The sequence below is a fragment of the Clostridium muellerianum genome (assembly GCF_012926525.1).
Classification (GTDB): Bacteria; Bacillota; Clostridia; order Clostridiales; family Clostridiaceae; genus Clostridium_AM; species Clostridium_AM muellerianum.
In genome coordinates this window covers 207,917-225,113 of sequence record NZ_JABBNI010000063.1, presented here as the reverse complement: position 1 = coordinate 225,113, position 17,197 = coordinate 207,917, and the positions used below count along the sequence as shown (strand labels likewise).

Below are 17,197 nucleotides of genomic sequence, written 5' to 3'. Positions count from 1 at the left end.
GTAAAGTTGCTTTTCATTAGGAAAGGCAACTTTTTTTAATGTACAAAAATAATTAAAAGTAATAAAAAAATGTTTAAAAAGTACAAAATTTGTCCATGATGTCAAATTAATATATATCTATAGAATAAAATAAAGTTGAAAATTTGAGGTGGGAAAATGATAATAGCTCACAATATTAATGCATTAAATGCTAATAATAGATTGAAAAAGAATATGGAAAATACATCAAAAGCTATGGGCAGGTTATCCTCGGGACTTCGAATAGAAAAGGCATCAGATGATTCTGCTGGACTAGCTATCTCGGAAAAAATGAGAGGTCAAATAAGAGGTTTGGAAATGGCATCAAGAAATATTCAAGATGGTGTCTCGTTAGTTCAGACAGCAGATGGAGGGCTGGGCGAAATCTTAGACCCAGCACTGCAAAGAATGAGAGAATTAGCACTACAAGCATCCAACGGAACACTAACGGATGAGGATAGGGAAAATCTACAGGCAGAGTTTGAACAGATGGGTAATTTGGTTGACAACATAGCAAATAATACGGAGTTTAATGGAATAAAACTTCTGGCTTCACAGCAAGTAAGTTCAATAACTAATAATACATTATCAAAACCAGCATTAAAGAATATTGATTGGAGTTATGTAAATGATGGCAATAATTTTACTGCTAAAGACATTGCTTATGATGGAACAGGAAAGTATGTAGCTATAGGTGTAAGTGGTGGTGTAAATCAGATTATGTATTCAAGTGATGCTGTGAATTGGAATACATCAGCCTATAATCCACTTCCATCAGACGTTATTTATGGTAATGGTGTCTTTGTAGCCACAGGAGCTTTTAGCGGACATTTTGGCACTGATGGGGGAATTATTTATTCAACAGATGGAGTTAATTGGAGTAATTCAATTAATACAAGTCCTCCAATTGACTTAAAATGTTTTGGCACAACTACAAACTCTATTACCTTTGATGGTAGTAAATTTGTTGCTACGGGTTATTCCTCAGATGAAGGTTTGTGGAAGACACTTACCTCAACTAATGGGGTTGATTGGAGTGTATATAGTAATCCAGATAAAATAGATTGCATAGCTTTTGGCGGAGGAAAATATGTGGGACAAGGTTATGGGAAGATATATACATCAACTGATGGAATAAATTGGACTTGTCACAATTCTACAGGAGCTATAGGGTATTCGGAAGATGCTGTTTTGTGCGAAGGAGGTAGGCATTTTGTAGTTGGTGAAGCTAACGGGAGAATACTTGAATCCAATGACGGAGTTAACTGGAATACTAGCAATGTTTCAAATGACTCTACAAAGTTTACAAGTATAGCATATGATGGCAACCAATATCTCGCTATTGGTAATACAGGGATTGGAGGAAAAACGGTGATTTATAATTCTGATGATGGGGTTAACTGGTCATTACAAAAAGAATTATCGGCTAACGGGAGCATTGGCACTTCAAAAATAATTTGGGATGGAAAAGAATTTGTAGCTGCGGATAAAGACGGCTTTTCATTAGGAATTCCTGAATATGAAAATGCTTCTTCTTCAAGTAAAAATGACAGCCAGCCATTAACTATAAGTCTGCAAGTAGGAGCAAATTGTGGAGATACAATGGGAATTACTCTTTGTGATGTTAGGACAAGCTCTATTGGAATATCAGCTATTAATATAAAAACTAGAGATAACGCAGAAGATGCTATTTCAAGTATTGATAAGGCTATGGCAATCGTATCTTCCCATCGCTCAAGAATGGGAGCATACCAAAATGCATTAGGACATACTTTAAATAATGTTGAAAGTTATAACCTTAATTTAACATCTTCTGAGTCAAGGATTAGAGATGCAGATATGGCTAAGGAAATGATAAATGTTGTAAATGGAAATGTTCTGTTACAGGCTACTGAATCAATATTAAGTCAAGCTAATCAGCAATCACAAAGAATTTTGCAGTTATTAAAAGAATAAATGATTTGTACAAAAGTAATGATTGATTGGAGGAGTAAAGATGAAACTTATATTTAGTTTACTATTAATATTTGGAATTGTTTGGTTAATAATGTTTATAGGAAGCTTGCTAGGGTATCTAGGTCTTATATTTCTAAGAATTTTTGTTATATTTGGTATACCAGCTCTTGTAATAGGAAGTGTATATAAGATACTTAAAAAATAATTAGATAACTGGAATAAGTAATTATAGCTAATTGTAATTACTTATTTTTTTTGTTAGCATTTATACTATGAGCTGAATGATAAAGAATTATACGCAAAAAGGGGTTGAATTTATTGGCAAGAAAAAGAGAAGACCATAGTAATGAATACTACTTTAATAAAATCAATAAAGAAGATTTATCTGGCAGTGATGTTAAGAAAATACTTGATTTCAGTGATGATTTTTTTAATGATTCTATAATTAGATTTAGAGAAATATTTAAAAAAAAGCTAAGTGGATATAGCTTTAAAAAAGAAAATAGCAATAGATATGATTTAAAGAAAGAATGGAACGGTTTATTTTTAGCATTATTACAATCACTTCAATATCATCCAAATTATAATAGGCATAAAGATAAGAAACATTACAGTTTTGAAGGATTGTATCAATATAATCAGAAGTTAGTTGAAGGAGTTAATAAATATTTAGATAATGACTTAAAAGAATTTATAAAATGGCATCCAGCATATAAAGCAGTTCAAGAACAAGTTAGTTTATTTCAAGATTTAGAAAACAATTTAGAAGAAATAATATTCTATATAAATACTATGCCTGACATTGCTAAAGTTGAAGGGTTAATTGAATTGAATAAATATTTAGGAAGTATTAAAGCTCACATAATTTATTGCTATACTGATTATTTAACAAGAAATTCAATACATGAGAATAATATTAGCAAAGAAAAGTCTGCGATTAAGAATATAGCTTTCTCTCAAAATCTTGAAGGATTATTACTTGAAATTCTTGTTAAGCTTATTGGAAAAGAAATTACTATAGAGGATTTAAATAACACTAAAGAAGGAAATTTAATTAGTAATGATATTTTGACGGATTTAGATTATATATCTAAGCTAAAATTGGAATACTTAGAAGTAAAAGAAAAAATCAAAAATAGTTCGGAAAATAAAAAAATTATCCAAAAAGTTAAAGCTGTTTTAGATGAAAATAATCAGAATGAGAAGTTGCTTATTATGTGGTTAGAACAAGCTCTAGTAAATATGAAATTAAACCTGTTAGAAGACCCAGAACTAAAAGGAAGATTAAAAGTGATGGATACAATTTTAAGTAATTATGATGCTTCTAAAGGATTGAGAAATTTAAATACAGGAGGTGGCATTAAAAAAATAAATGATATAGATAATTAATGTATTTATGGGAAGAGGAAAAAACTCTTCCCATTATTTATTATCAACTTTTATAGCATAATCAATTTGTAAGGTAATTAATTGAGAATTACCAATAGTTTATTACAATTTGAATATAAAAAATAAAGGAGGAATAAATAATGGCATTGAAAAAAATTTCACCTAAAGAACAAGAACTTTACAAAAAATCAGAAAAATCCCGAGCAGAAAAAATAAAAAAAGAGATGGAGGAAAAAAATATGATGGAATTCGAAAATAAAGAAATTATTAGAAAAGAGGAAGATGATATAGAACAGGATGAACTAAATTTAACGGCAGCACCTTTAGATAATTGTGGTAAAAAATGTAAAAACAAAGTAATTGAAAATGTAATGGAGAAAGATAAAAGTAATAATAAACATGATTCCTTTTTTGATAGTGAAGAGTTAAGTGGGACAAATACTCCAATCAATCTTGAAATAGAAATTCAGCCTGAATCAAAAATAGATGAAGGCAGCTACAGGTTCTATGTTAAGGACTTAAGTATTGAAAAAGAAGTTATGACAAAATATGGGGTAAAAAACAAACTTGTCATAGATTATCATATTACTTGTGCGAGAGATGGAGAAGATTTGACTTATGATTTGAAGCAAAAATATAACATTTCAAATAGCTCTAAGTCTGGATTCTATCAAGTTTATAGAGACTTAACGAGTCAGCCACCAAGTGGAAAAATAAACCTAAGAAATTTGTTGGGAATAAAAGGGTCTTGTGTGGTTAAACATGTTTTGTTAGATAATGGAGATGTTTTTCCTAAAATAGTAAATATAAATGCTGAAATATATAAGGAATCCTAAAAAGTTTTGAATCTAATATTAAACGGAGTCCCTCAAGAAAAGGGGCTCCGTCAATAAAAAATAATACTTTGGAGGAATTATGGATGGACAAAATTCAGAGATACGGTGAACTTATGAAAAGAGGAATAGAACTTGATAGGCACGACAATGTAAAGAACTTTAATCCCAATTATTTTCCCTAAATACATAAAAGACAACTATCAAATAATATTTGCTAAAGATAAACGTTACTATATGTACAATAATGAAGTTTGGGAAATACAGGATGAGGTTAAATTCTTGCAGTATTTAAGAGATGAGTTTCAAAAACCCATGTTTGGGATATGGACACCGACTATAGAAAGAGACTACATAATTGGTATGGAAAGGGAACTTTACTACCATGGTGAATTAAATCCTCATAAAAACCTAATAAATTTAATCAATGGCATGTTTGATACTGAAACTTTTAAGCTAATACCTCACAATCCAAAATATTATAGTACAATACGCATTCCTATTGAGTTTACTCCAGATGCAAATTGTACTATGTGGGATGAATTTCTTATTCAAATATTTGAAGGCGATAAGGAACGTATAAAAGTTGCACAGGAATGGGCTGGATATATGATTACACCAGATACTAACGCTCAAAAAGCTCTTATACTTCTTGGTGAAGGAGAAAACGGTAAAGGTGTATTTATTGACACTATGAGATTAGTAATAGGTGAAGATAATATATCTGATATACCTTTAAACGAGCTGGACAGAACATTTTCAAGAATAAAACTGTACAATAAGACTGCTAATATTAGCGGAGAAAATGAAATGAATGGCAAAAGTTTCAATACTCAATATTTCAAAGCAATAGTTGGTGAAGACACCATAAATGCAGAAGAAAAATATATGCCAAGTATTAGTTTTAAACCTACGGCTAAATTAATATCAACCATGAACAGATTGCCCAATACTAAAGATGTAAGTCATGGATATTTTAGAAGGCTGTCAATACTATGTTTCAATGCTAATTTTAGTGGAGAAAAAAGGGACAATAAGCTAAGGGAAAAACTAAAGCAGGAGCTTCCTGGAATATTTATTTGGGCTATGGAAGGTCTAAGAAGATTAAAGGAAAATGACTACAAGTTTTCTACATGTAAGAGTATGGATGAAATGCTTAAGCAATATAAAACAGACCAAACTCCTATGTATGAATTCTTTGAGGATTGCATTGAACCAGTGGAAGATGAAAGTTATAGAGAAGATAACAAAATTGTGTACAAAACTTTTAAAAATTGGGCTACTGAAAATGGAATTGAGTACCACTATGCTCAAATGAGTTATCAAAAGTTTTGGAGAGAGTTTGAAGCTGTTGCTAAGAAGAAAGGCTATAAGTGTAGCTCAGGTCGTTCCAATACTTTTAGATATCATACTGGAATTAAAGTAGTTGGTGAATATAGAGCAATAATTAATAATAAATTTATATTTTCAATAGATGATGAACTTAATAATCCATAATAGCTTGGTCACAGTTTGGTCATAACTTGGTCGTAGGAAACCTATGTAAATCAACGACTTGGTCATATAGGTCATAGTTTTTCTCTAAAAGAATTAGAAGAAAAAAATAATAAAAATAAAAGAAAATTATGTTCAGATGAGACCATGCGACCAAGCCTACTGAAATCAACAAAAGCTGACGTTTGGATTAGACCAAACTCTGACCTAAAGTGACCCACATCAATAATACGGTATAATACTAAATTAATTAAATTTTAGGAGGAATATAAAATGGAAAAATCAGTAGTAAATACTATTAATAATGAAGAAGGTTCAGTAAATGATATTTTAAAAGGAGCTGTGGCATCAACCAGTAAGAGTAGAAGCAGAGCAGCAGGAGAAGCTGGGGTAATATCCATTATTAAAGCTAAAACAGGAAATAGAATTATATTTTCTAAGGAGCTATTAGAAGAGCTTAATAATTTAGAAAAGGTGCAAGTAGCATTCACTGAAGATAGCATAATTATTGGCGAAAAGCTTCCCAATAACCAGAGTTCTTTTAATATAAAAAGAAGTGGTTCTAAAGGGATAATATATTCCACAGAGCTAGTTAATGAAGTTAGTGAACTGTTTGAATTAGATTTCAGTGATAAAACCTCAATAACCTTTAATGAAGTTGAATACCTCGTAAATGAGGAATGCCCAGTAGCAGTGATAAAAATAAAATAAAACTATAATAAATGGCAATAGTAGTTAGAAACTTGTCGGAAATTTATTAAGAATTCAATAAATATAAATTTTTTTAAAATATGACAAGTTTCTAGCTACGTTAATGGTGGAAGATTAGATATGTTGATGGAGGTATAAAAAATGATTGCAAATGCGGGTTTTAATAGTATTAGATATAAAAAGGAACTTGTAAGAAGATATCCAACTGATTTGATTGAGTTTGAAAAAGTCCTAATTTCAGTTAATCCAGTTTATGAGTGGTTCATAGGTAATGCTGAGAAGGCAAGCTACAAATTAATAAAAGCATTTATAACAAATATAGTTCCATTAGGGTATTTAGGGAAAAAATACTTTAAGATAATTGCTAATAAAAAACAGGGAGCAACTGTTGAGTTGTGGAAATTATACAACAATATAGAAAAGCAATACTGGATAGGAAACCTTGAAATAGCAAAGTATTCTGAACTAATAAGTTTAGGATTTAAAGGTATTCAGCTAGGGGGAGATTGCCCAATAGATAGTATATTTAAATTCATTGGTAAAGATGCCATAAGAATTTTAGAAGCGGTTCGAAAGTAAATTTAAATATATATTATATAACTGAAATGATGTTAGGGGTGTGTGGTGAAATGGTACTAGAATTGATTAATTCCAAAATAAGCAGAGAAAAATTATACAAAAGGATATATGAACCTTATGAGGTTGTTAAAACTGAAAAAATTACAGAAGGTAGTGATACTGCATTTTATGAACCTTTAGCAGAGATTTTAACGTTAATCCATATGAATAAATAGTATGTGTAAATCAATAAGTAATAACATATTTCATTCAATAAATTATTAATAAAGGGAGGTAATTAGTTATGCAGGAGCAGATAAGAGCAGTAATATATGCAAGATATTCAAGTGATAACCAACGAGAAGAATCTATAATCGCCCAAGTAAGAGCTATAAAAGAGTATACTAAGAAAAATAATATTGAAATAGTAAAGATATATGAAGATAAAGCTAAGTCAGCTACATCAGACAAAAGACCTCAATTCCAACAAATGATAAAAGACAGTGCATTGGGTATGTTTGATGTTGTAATTGTTCATAAATTGGATAGGTTTTCGAGAGATAAATATGATTCTGTTTCATATAAAAGAAAGTTAAAAGCTAATGGAATAAGGCTAATAAGTGTTACAGAAAATTTAGATGGAAGTCCTGAGTCAGTAATATTAGAATCTGTAATAGAGGGAATGGCTGAATATTATTCTAAAAATTTAGCAAGAGAAGTTATGAAAGGGATGAAGGAAAATGCTCTCCAGTGTAAACACTTGGGAGGGTTACCACCCTTGGGGTATGATGTTGATGCTAATAAAAATTATGTAACTAATGAAGCAGAAGCTGAAATTGTTAGGAAAATTTTTGATATGTACATTAATGGTTATGGTTACAGTGAGATTATAGACTATTGTAATAATAAAGGATATAAAACTAAGATGGGTAATTCTTTCGGGAAAAATAGCATATACAGTATATTGGATAATGAAAAATATAGCGGAGTATATGTTTTTAATAAGAGTTCAAAGAAAGATGCTTTTGGTAGGAGAAATAGTCATTCACCAAAGGATGAAAGTGAAATAATAAAAAGAGATGGTGGAATGCCAGCTATAATAACAAAAGAAGTTTTTCAAAAGGCTAAAGAAATGATGGCTGCAAGAAAAAAAGCACCTGGAGCTAATAAGGCAAAAGAGATGTATTTGCTCACAGGCTTAATATATTGTGGTCATTGCGGTTCAGCAATGCAGGGTAATAGAAGAAAGCCGAAGGACAAGCCTAAATATGTGTCTTATAGGTGTGGATGCAGGGTTCAAAAAAGAGGCTGTGACAATAAGGAAATAAGAAAAGAGTATATAGAAGAATTTGTTTTGACGGAGCTGGAGAAAAATATTCTAAATGACAAGGCAGTTCCAATATTAGTTGAAAGAATAAATAAGCACATAGAGGAGCAATCTAAGCATGAAAAGGAATCTGCTGGAATAATGCTTAGGGAACTAAGCGAGGTTAAAAAGCAGATAGATAACATAGTGGTAGCAATAACTAATGGGTTTTGCCAAAGCGAGTTTAAGGCTAAAATGGAGGAACTAGAGGAAAGAAAATCAAAGCTTGAACTTAGCATTAAAGAGCTAGAAGTTAAAAATAATATTCCAAGCATTACAGAGGAACAGGTTAAAAACATGTTTGCTATGTTTAAAGGTTATGTACTAGAAAGAAATATACCAGAGTGTAAAAAGTTCATACAAAATTATGTTCATAAGGTTATAGTTTATAAAGACCACGTTGAAGTAATATTCAACGTGGTCTTTAGCTTTTTGCAGGAAAAAGAGGTTGTTAGTATAAGAGCCTCCGCTAGAAAGAAAACCTTATTTAAGATATGCAGAAGCATTGCATAATAATATGGGTAAGATTAAATTTCTAGTGAAGTAGAGCTATGAAAGGAGGTGAGAACTATGATAAAATACTTAGTTTTTGGAATAGGTGTAGTTGTAGGAATTACCACATGTGTTGTTGTAGATTTAGCTGTACAGTTTGTAGACACAGCAGATATTAGATATTAAGCAGTATAGAAGGTAGTTCAAGGAGGAATAAAATGTTAATAGAATTAAGTTTTACAGGTGGAGTAATGTTTGGAGTTTGGTTGTACAAGGTTGCTAAAAAGAAATGGAGTGATTAAGAGCATTATTAAAAAGGAAGTAGTTAAAAAGACTATGATATTTTGTGCATAGTCTTTTAAATTTTTATTAAATACGCTAAAGGTGTGTTTAGTCAAATTTATTTACTAGCTTTATAAATGTTAGCATATAAATTTAAGAGAAAGAAAATACATATAGTAAAACTAAAGTTTAGCGATAAGTGTGAAAAATATTGGGAGTATTAGGAGGAAATTATTATATTTTGTAGAATAAGGATATGTATAATATAATGTATATTTTTTAGTAACTAGAATTAAAAAATGTTAAATAAGTTACATTTAAGGTGGTGAGAATATCTTGATAAAGACTAGTGAATGGAAGCAATCTATTGAAGATTATATCTCATGGAAAATAGGTGTGGAATATATAGAAAGATTAAAGGTGTTCAATGAATTATTTGAATGGCTAGAAAACAATAATTTTTCTGTTGGAAGTAAGCATTCTACGTACACATATATTAATAAGAATATAAAAGAATTTAGAGCTAATATTTATTATAAAAAGATAGGTATAGCAAAGATTACATTGAGAATTAATTTTGATAACTTAAATGAAGATGTTATTATTATTAATAAAATAAATAAAATGGAACATGACTGTTATAGGCTTAAGGATATTAGTTCTGAATTAGATTCATTGTGGACACAGCTATCTAAAAATTCTAATTTCTATGTACCTCAAGATATTAGTAATAGCTCAATTTATTTTCTGTCTAAATTAATTAACTATATAAATGATTATATATTTGAAGAGAAAGAGATTAAATTCTTAAATGCATCACAATTTTTATATAGTTTATTACATGAGAATATCATTAACATTGAGGAACTAAATAGGTATGATAATGAACCTGATATCAATGTAATAATAAAAATAATAAATGAAATGAAAAATAAAAAGATATATAAGATATATGAAATAGGTTGGTATCTTACAGTAAATTATGAGTACTTTAACGATAGGGTATCCTCAAGATTTAAATATGGAAATTTAAAAAAGAATCAGTATGCAAGTAAGTACATATTGAGAAATCAAAATATATTTAATGAAATTTCCAAGTATGTTAAGATTGACAATCAGGATGATGGGTTTAAGCTTGTTTCATTAGATATAAGTAGTGGTTTTTTGAATGGAAGTTTAATTAAACATGATTTAAATAACTATATGAAAGATAGGTCGATGTATTCAATATTCATAGGAAAAAATGGTACTGGCAAAACACAAGCTTTAAGGGCAATAGAAAGAATATTTCAAGGGTTATATTTCTTAAAGTATAATAACAAGGATATTTTTGAATTTGACTTTAACTTAAAATATATGAAAGGTAATAATTTATTTGAAGTTTTAAGGAAGAACTCAGAAAACTTATTTAAATTTGATAATAATAATATATCAATTAGTCAAGTAGAGATTCCTACCAAGCTTCTAGCTTCTTCGTATATGATAAACGATAAGTTTTCTTTTCAAAGTTTTAATAATCCAGATTATGATGAAGAAAACCAGTTTTACGAATATTTAGGAGTAAGAGATGCTACTAATGCATCACATACTACCACAATTAGTAAGAGATTAGTGTTAAATATTATCAAGTCAGTTAGAAAATTAGAATTTAGAAAAGGTTTTAAAAGTATTCTTAAATATCTAGAATTGAATAATGAAATAAAAATAAATTTTCAAATAAATTCTGAATTCATTAGCGTTAATGGGCTAAAAGAAAATGATGTTAGAGAGAAATTAGGGAAAAAAAGTGCTGAAATATTGCCAGATGAGATAGAAATTTATATAGACTATTTGAATAAGATAATAAGTATGGGATTTCAAGTACAAAATTCCAAAAATACAACATTTGGTGTTTCATATCAATTATTTATGGGACAAGAAGAGCAATTAGAAACATATAATGAAATAGAATTGGTTTATGAGCTACTAAAGCTAAATATATTACATATGCCTACGATTGAAATTAAAAAAAATAATTTCTATAATGTTGAGTCTGCTAGCTCAGGAGAAAATCATTTTTTATTTACTATGATTAACATATTAACTTATATTAAAAAGAATTCATTAATTTTAATTGATGAACCAGAAATAAGTTTACATCCTAATTGGCAATATAAATTTATTGCTGTACTTAATGACATCTTTAGTCATTATAATTCTCATTTTATAATTGCAACACATTCTCATTTTATTATTTCCGATTTGCCACCTAGGCAGTCAAGCATAATAAGATTTGATATTGATAATAATGGAAGATTTATTGTGGAAAATGAAGATAGTGAAACCTTTGGATGGTCAGCAGAAAATATTTTATATAATATATTCCATATGAAGACAGTAAGAAATTATTATTTAGAAGCTGATTTATTAAAAGTTTTGAAATTGATTTCTTCAGATTCTAAGAATTACAATTTAATTAATGATATATTAGTAAAGCTAAAAAGGCTAACTTTAAGAGATGAAGACCCACTAAAAAACATAATTTCACAAGTTGAGGATTATTTAAATGAGCTTCATACCAAAGATTGAAAATTGTATAGTTTATTCTAAAGATGAAGTTGATTATATTAATACATTAAAACCATTTGAAGGCAAAAAATGGAATATAGTCAATGATAAAATGACATCTCTTAAAAAAAATATTAGAATACAATTAAAGTCAAATCAAAATGGGAAATGTGCATATTGTGGTTTATCATTAGAAAGAACTAGTAATTCAGAAATAGAGCATATTGCGCCTAAGGGAAAATTGAGAAATGGAACAGTATTGCATCCAGAGTTTATGTTTACAGAGAGAAATTTAGCCTTTGCATGCCATTATTGCAATAGTATTTTGAAAAAAGGAACTTTTGATACAATCAAATTGAAAAATAGTAATTATGAAAAATGTGAATTTAAAATAGTTCATCCATACTTTGACAACCCTGATGAACATTATTCTTGGGTAAATACTAAGGAGGCTATCTTAATAAAAGCTAAATCAACTGAAGCTACGTTATCAATCAGCCTTTTTGGGTTAGATACCATTGAGCAGTCAGAGGCTAGAGCTGAGGAATGTTCGACAAGATACTTGAAAGCTAAGTTGCCTGAACACTATGCCAAATTATTAGAGGAAGCGATGAAGTTTATATAGTAGTGGGTTTCGCCCACCGTGCTTCGCCTCCACCATTGAAACCCACGATACATAATGACCGTATTGGAGAAATCCAATGCGGTTTTTTACATTTTATATGATTTTAGAATTATGTAAGATGAATTGTATCATAAGTTAGGAATAAATTTACTAAAATATAAAATACTACTGATTTTATATTCCTTATGGTATAATAATCCTTAGGAGGGTTATATATGAAATTGAATTTGAGTAATAGAATAGTAATGTTTTCAATTTGTACTGCAATAGAATATGACTTGAAAAACTTTATATTAGGAAAAACAATGGAAATAGATTTTACTCCCAAAATGATTGAAAAGTGTGAATTAAGAAGTAAAAACACTAAAAAAATTGAAAAAAATGAAGAAATACTAAATTATCTAGATTTAGGGGACTATGTTAATATAATTTCAGAAAAGCCTATGAAATATTCTATAAATAATGATAAATCTAAAAAACTTAAGGAATATTTCTTCAAAATAATTCCAATAAGGAATAGGGTTATGCACACTAAGCCTTTAGAATTAGGGGACAAGGCAATATTAATTGAAGTGATGAATACTTTAAATAGAGAAATAGATTGGATAAATTGGAAGGAAGTTCAACATGTAAAGATAACATTAGATGAAGACCCAAGCAAGCTTTTAATTAATGAATATAATAGACAAATAGACTACGATAGCAAAATTCTACATAATTTACCTGAACCTGAGTTTGATGACACAGGATATATAGGTAGAAAAAAGGATGTAGAAGAGATAATTAAATTAATAAATAATAAGAAGAATCAGATTATATCAATAATAGGTAATGGTGGAATTGGAAAAACTGCAATTGTAGTAAAAGCATTATATGAGCTAATTGAAAATAATTCAAATAGGTTTGAAGCTATAATTTGGATTTCACTAAAAACTAAAACATTGTCTAAGGGAGAATTTATAGAAATAAAAGATGCAATTATAGATGTAGAAGATGTTTATAAAAATCTTTGTAAAGGAACTGTTGTTTCTGATAAATTTTCACCCAAAGAAAACATATTACAGTTTATGGAGAACTTCCCTGTATTGCTTGTTCTAGATAATTTAGAAACTATAAATACAGAAGAAATGAATCAGTTTTTTAAAGATATTCCTGAAAAATCAAAAGTATTGATAACATCAAGATTAGGTATAGGAGAATTAGAATATAGATATAAACTTGAAGGTATGTGTAAAAAGGATTCAATTACATATTTTAGAGAGTTATCACAGTATTATGGGTTAGATATGCATAAGAGGTCAGATGATGAAATAGCTGAACTAACTAAAAATAAATTATACAATAATCCTTTATCAATAAAATGGTTTATGTCAGGTATATATAATGGTGTAACAGAGCAACAATTATTGTGCCAAAAAGAAAAATTAATTGAGTTTTGTATGTCAAATGTATATAACAAGTTAAGTGATGTTTCAAAGGAAATATTGCAAATATTTTTAATTGAAGATAAGTCTTTAACTCTCGGTGCAATAGATTTTTTTATGGAGACAGATGAAATTAATTTGAAAAAATCAATTAATGAGCTAATAGGAACAAATATGATAACATTAAAAGCTGGCAAATATCATCTAAATGACATGGCTAGAGATTATCTTACCTTATATTTTTCTCCTTCAAATTTAATAGTAAAAAAAGTATTTTCAAAGAGAAAAAAGCTAAATGAAATTTTGCAAGAAGTTAGAATAAGATGTGAAAATGATGCATACAGTCCTAAAGCGATTTTTGCAAATACTGATGATGAGAATAGACGATTAGCCTCATATTATTTAATAAACTCATTGGAATACAGTTCCAAAGGAAAATGGGATTATGCATTTGCTGAAATAGATAAAGCTCAAATAATTTCACCTGAATATTTTGAAATATATAAAATACGAGCATTTATAATGGCAGAAAAAGGTGAAGGATTTTTAGCTATAAATAATTATAAAACAGCATTATTAAAGACAGAAACAGATAAAGAAAAAGCAATTGTATTATATTTATTTGCAGTATTTTATACAATAAAGTTAGCAAATTATGATGAAGCATTAAAGTGTATTGATGAAGCATTACAATTAGATAGTAGCTCATACCAATTGCAATTAGAAAAATCAAGAATTTTAATGATGATTGGAAATTATGATTCTGCAGAAGAAATTTTAATTAACTTAAAAGATGTAAAGAAAGAATTTAGTTTAAAAGATTTAAATATTTATTCATGTAGATGTGGAGAATTATATAGAAGAAAAGCAGAAAAACTTGAGACAAGAGATTATAGGAATAAATTACTATACTATAAAGATGCTATGAGGGAAATAGAACAATTGGAACAAGTGGATAAAAAAACATTGGTTGTAATAACTAATATATTAAAAGATATAGCGTATTTATTTTTCTATAATGAAGCCATGGAATATATGAATGAGATTTTAATGAAATATTCAAATCAATTAAGGTCATTAAATCATAATAATATAAAAAAGATTGTAGAAATTATAGATGGGCATAAGCAAGAAATACCAAGTGAATTGTATAAAACAATAAAGAAATATATTCACAACTATTCATATGATGCTAATAATATTGAAGATAACAATAAAGGTGTGGTAGTTTATATTAGAGATTATTATGGATTTATAGCTAATAAGAATAATAAAAGTATTTATTTTAAAGTAAATAATGCATATAGTGGAATTTTAATTGGGGATTATGTTAAATTTAGAACTTATGACGGATTTAAAGGAATTGGAGCATGTGATATTCAAAAAATTTGAATATAGCATTTAATAAATATATATACAATAGGCATAGAATAATAAGATGGAGGAAAACTAGAGCTAAAAGCTTTGAGTATTCCTCTTTGCTTTTGCAAGGATAAGAATGTTGAAATTATACAAAAAAGAACAACTAGAATTGAAACACTCAAAGAGAATGTTAAAAGAAAGAGGTAGAAGAAGTAATAATATTAATAGATGCTAATTATGAAAATAATAGAACGATAGAAGGACTAGAAGTGTACATTGTAATATTGGAATCAGAAGAAGAAAAAGTTAGTAGTATAAAAGAATTATTTTGAGAGTATACAGGTAATATAAAGAGTGATGATGGTATTGATTACTATTCATCACTTTTTATATTATCTAATGATTATTCAATTGTAGCATTTTGAACTAAGGACTTCACGAAATTCTATTAAGAAAGAAAATGTAATTTTATATCAAAATAAACCTCAAAATATATAAATAATTTATATATACTTATTAAAAGAATGTAAGTGAAGCTAGTAAATAAATGTAATATATTATAAATGAAAACAGAACAATGAAGTTTTATGGAAATTCAGCATTATTAAGTGGAGAAGTAAATTTAATTTATGAAGACGATAATAAGTAAATAATAAGGAGCAGTAAGAAGTTATGAAAGAAAAAGTATATTGTGAAGTACTAAAAGAATATAAAGTACCATCGTCTAATGATGAAAAAGCAATCTATTTAGTTAGATATGGCTATGTAGATTGGTATAGGGATGGTAATAAAAGATTAGCTGTTTATATACTAATGCAATATAACGGCAGAATTAAGTATATTAATCCTGCACATTTATTAGTGGAAAAAGATAAAAACGGACGCAGTGATTTTTCAAGAGTAATGAAGATGATAGGATTGCTTATGAGGGAATTCAAGCTTAGTGATAGGAGTAAATAATGGCTAATTATTAGGGAAATTAGCATTAGTATGTAATAAAGATGAAGATAAATATATATTATTATAATGAGAATCTTACTGTATATAGGTAAGATATTTTTATTTTTGAGGAGGAAATATTAATGATAGAATTAGCTTATTTAGTGGACATGGATAAGGTAAAATCAATACCAGAGGAGGTACAAAAGGTCATTGGAGGGATACTACAGGTACTAGATTCAGAGTATGGAGCTAATAGAGACAAGTACGAAGATGATGGAGGATATGTTGTAGTTGTAGAAAAAGAAGAAGATTTTCAAGTAATAAAAGATAAGATTTACATTGATTGTGACAGTATTATACCAGAATATGTAGATAAAATAGTATGCACCAATGATAAGGATTATACTAACTCATTGATATTATGTAACAATGAGTATGCTATATCACTAATAATTCCAATGGAGTTATTACCACAAAACTTAAAAAATCATATTATTGACTAAAGAGCCTTAATTGCCAATACAGCGGTAATTAAGGCTTTACTATTTGCAAAAATTTGTAGGAGGTACTTATGGCAGAAAAAGTAATAAAGGAAACTAAATATTGCAAAATACTTAATCAAGGAAAGATAGAGGATGATGATTACACATATTGCATTGAGAAAATATTTATTAAAGAAAAAAATAGAGAAGAAATAAGATTCTCATTATACAAGGATACTGTAAGGTCAGAGCAAACTTATATACCAAGGTCATTGGATGTAACAGAAGAAGAATTAATACAGTTAATAAAGGCGGCAATAGATAAATCAGTATTTTCAAAGGAATTTATAAAAAGTTTAAGTGAAATATTTAATGCAAAATAAGTTATTAAAGGATGGTGTTAAAAAATGTTTGACAATACAAGGTATATAACTAGAGGAATAAAAAATGAAATACCATTAGAGTTACAACTATTCATATGGAACTGCATAGATGAATTAAAGGGGCAAGGTAAACAGCTGGATTACTTGCAAGTATTTGAATTGAAAAGAGAAATAGTTGATGATATAGCAATGCAAAAAATAGAGCATAGGCAGGAAGTGCCTAAATACGAAAAGACTTATAAAATACTACCTGAAGGAGTGGTATCGGCAAAGATATTTGTAATAGATGATAATACTCATTCAACTATGCTATTAGCAGAAGAATATTAAAAA

16 protein-coding genes are annotated in these 17,197 nt (G+C 28.4%); all 16 read left to right on the top strand.

Annotation, left to right across the window (positions count from 1 at the left end; genetic code table 11):
• Positions 1-156 precede the first annotated feature (156 nt).
• The 16 genes from HBE96_RS21905 (at position 157) to HBE96_RS21830 (ending at position 17,194) form a co-directional block, all read left to right on the top strand.
• Positions 157-1,974 (top strand): flagellin N-terminal helical domain-containing protein, encoded by a 1,818-nt coding sequence (locus HBE96_RS21905; protein WP_169299825.1) that lies wholly within the window; start codon positions 157-159, stop codon positions 1,972-1,974.
• A 40-nt stretch (positions 1,975-2,014) separates the two neighbouring features.
• The gene (locus HBE96_RS21900; protein ID WP_169299824.1) at positions 2,015-2,179 is read left to right on the top strand and encodes a hypothetical protein; all 165 of its coding nucleotides are present in this window, start codon (positions 2,015-2,017) and stop codon (positions 2,177-2,179) included.
• A 113-nt stretch (positions 2,180-2,292) separates the two neighbouring features.
• On the top strand, positions 2,293-3,363 hold the full coding sequence (locus HBE96_RS21895; protein WP_169299823.1) for a hypothetical protein: 1,071 nt from the start codon (positions 2,293-2,295) through the stop codon (positions 3,361-3,363).
• Positions 3,364-3,503: 140 nt separating this feature from the next.
• Complete coding sequence (locus HBE96_RS21890) at positions 3,504-4,199, top strand: hypothetical protein (protein WP_169299822.1); 696 nt, start codon at positions 3,504-3,506, stop codon at positions 4,197-4,199.
• A gap of 234 nt (positions 4,200-4,433) precedes the next feature.
• Positions 4,434-5,693, top strand: a complete 1,260-nt coding sequence (locus HBE96_RS21885; protein WP_169299821.1) for a DNA primase family protein — start codon at positions 4,434-4,436, stop codon at positions 5,691-5,693.
• Between the two features lie 270 nt (positions 5,694-5,963).
• The gene (locus HBE96_RS21880) at positions 5,964-6,401 is read left to right on the top strand and encodes an amidophosphoribosyltransferase (protein WP_169299820.1); all 438 of its coding nucleotides are present in this window, start codon (positions 5,964-5,966) and stop codon (positions 6,399-6,401) included.
• A gap of 141 nt (positions 6,402-6,542) precedes the next feature.
• On the top strand, positions 6,543-6,980 hold the full coding sequence (locus tag HBE96_RS21875; protein ID WP_169299819.1) for a hypothetical protein: 438 nt from the start codon (positions 6,543-6,545) through the stop codon (positions 6,978-6,980).
• A 26-nt stretch (positions 6,981-7,006) separates the two neighbouring features.
• Positions 7,007-7,195 (top strand): hypothetical protein, encoded by a 189-nt coding sequence (locus HBE96_RS21870; protein ID WP_169299818.1) that lies wholly within the window; start codon positions 7,007-7,009, stop codon positions 7,193-7,195.
• A gap of 68 nt (positions 7,196-7,263) precedes the next feature.
• Positions 7,264-8,838, top strand: a complete 1,575-nt coding sequence (locus tag HBE96_RS21865) for a recombinase family protein (RefSeq protein WP_169299817.1) — start codon at positions 7,264-7,266, stop codon at positions 8,836-8,838.
• 597 nt (positions 8,839-9,435) lie between these two features.
• Positions 9,436-11,667 carry an AAA family ATPase gene (locus tag HBE96_RS21860; RefSeq protein WP_169299816.1) on the top strand — a complete coding sequence of 744 codons (2,232 nt, stop codon included), beginning with the start codon at positions 9,436-9,438 and terminating at the stop codon, positions 11,665-11,667.
• Positions 11,645-12,271, top strand: coding sequence for an HNH endonuclease family protein (locus HBE96_RS21855; protein ID WP_169299815.1), 627 nt, complete (start codon positions 11,645-11,647; stop codon positions 12,269-12,271). Before HBE96_RS21860 ends, HBE96_RS21855 begins: the two co-directional genes overlap by 23 nt.
• 215 nt (positions 12,272-12,486) lie before the next feature.
• Complete coding sequence (locus HBE96_RS21850; RefSeq protein WP_169299814.1) at positions 12,487-15,087, top strand: tetratricopeptide repeat protein; 2,601 nt, start codon at positions 12,487-12,489, stop codon at positions 15,085-15,087.
• A 642-nt stretch (positions 15,088-15,729) separates the two neighbouring features.
• The gene (locus HBE96_RS21845) at positions 15,730-16,017 is read left to right on the top strand and encodes a hypothetical protein (RefSeq protein ID WP_169299813.1); all 288 of its coding nucleotides are present in this window, start codon (positions 15,730-15,732) and stop codon (positions 16,015-16,017) included.
• 122 nt (positions 16,018-16,139) lie between these two features.
• Positions 16,140-16,502 (top strand): hypothetical protein, encoded by a 363-nt coding sequence (locus tag HBE96_RS21840; RefSeq protein WP_169299812.1) that lies wholly within the window; start codon positions 16,140-16,142, stop codon positions 16,500-16,502.
• Between the two features lie 68 nt (positions 16,503-16,570).
• Positions 16,571-16,864, top strand: a complete 294-nt coding sequence (locus tag HBE96_RS21835) for a hypothetical protein (protein ID WP_169299811.1) — start codon at positions 16,571-16,573, stop codon at positions 16,862-16,864.
• A 24-nt stretch (positions 16,865-16,888) separates the two neighbouring features.
• Positions 16,889-17,194, top strand: a complete 306-nt coding sequence (locus HBE96_RS21830; protein WP_169299810.1) for a DUF960 domain-containing protein — start codon at positions 16,889-16,891, stop codon at positions 17,192-17,194.
• Positions 17,195-17,197 lie beyond the last annotated feature (3 nt).

What these genes read in the sequence shown, in the direction of transcription:
- HBE96_RS21905 (WP_169299825.1), top strand. Translation starts at nt 157, where the DNA reads ATGATAATAGCTCACAATATTAATGCATTAAATGCTAATAATAGATTG.
- HBE96_RS21900 (WP_169299824.1), top strand. Translation starts at nt 2,015, where the DNA reads ATGAAACTTATATTTAGTTTACTATTAATATTTGGAATTGTTTGGTTA.
- HBE96_RS21890 (WP_169299822.1), top strand. Translation starts at nt 3,504, where the DNA reads ATGGCATTGAAAAAAATTTCACCTAAAGAACAAGAACTTTACAAAAAA.
- HBE96_RS21885 (WP_169299821.1), top strand. Translation starts at nt 4,434, where the DNA reads ATGTACAATAATGAAGTTTGGGAAATACAGGATGAGGTTAAATTCTTG.
- HBE96_RS21880 (WP_169299820.1), top strand. Translation starts at nt 5,964, where the DNA reads ATGGAAAAATCAGTAGTAAATACTATTAATAATGAAGAAGGTTCAGTA.
- HBE96_RS21875 (WP_169299819.1), top strand. Translation starts at nt 6,543, where the DNA reads ATGATTGCAAATGCGGGTTTTAATAGTATTAGATATAAAAAGGAACTT.
- HBE96_RS21870 (WP_169299818.1), top strand. Translation starts at nt 7,007, where the DNA reads ATGATGTTAGGGGTGTGTGGTGAAATGGTACTAGAATTGATTAATTCC.
- HBE96_RS21865 (WP_169299817.1), top strand. Translation starts at nt 7,264, where the DNA reads ATGCAGGAGCAGATAAGAGCAGTAATATATGCAAGATATTCAAGTGAT.
- HBE96_RS21855 (WP_169299815.1), top strand. Translation starts at nt 11,645, where the DNA reads ATGAGCTTCATACCAAAGATTGAAAATTGTATAGTTTATTCTAAAGAT.
- HBE96_RS21850 (WP_169299814.1), top strand. Translation starts at nt 12,487, where the DNA reads ATGAAATTGAATTTGAGTAATAGAATAGTAATGTTTTCAATTTGTACT.
- HBE96_RS21845 (WP_169299813.1), top strand. Translation starts at nt 15,730, where the DNA reads ATGAAAGAAAAAGTATATTGTGAAGTACTAAAAGAATATAAAGTACCA.
- HBE96_RS21840 (WP_169299812.1), top strand. Translation starts at nt 16,140, where the DNA reads ATGATAGAATTAGCTTATTTAGTGGACATGGATAAGGTAAAATCAATA.
- HBE96_RS21835 (WP_169299811.1), top strand. Translation starts at nt 16,571, where the DNA reads ATGGCAGAAAAAGTAATAAAGGAAACTAAATATTGCAAAATACTTAAT.
- HBE96_RS21830 (WP_169299810.1), top strand. Translation starts at nt 16,889, where the DNA reads ATGTTTGACAATACAAGGTATATAACTAGAGGAATAAAAAATGAAATA.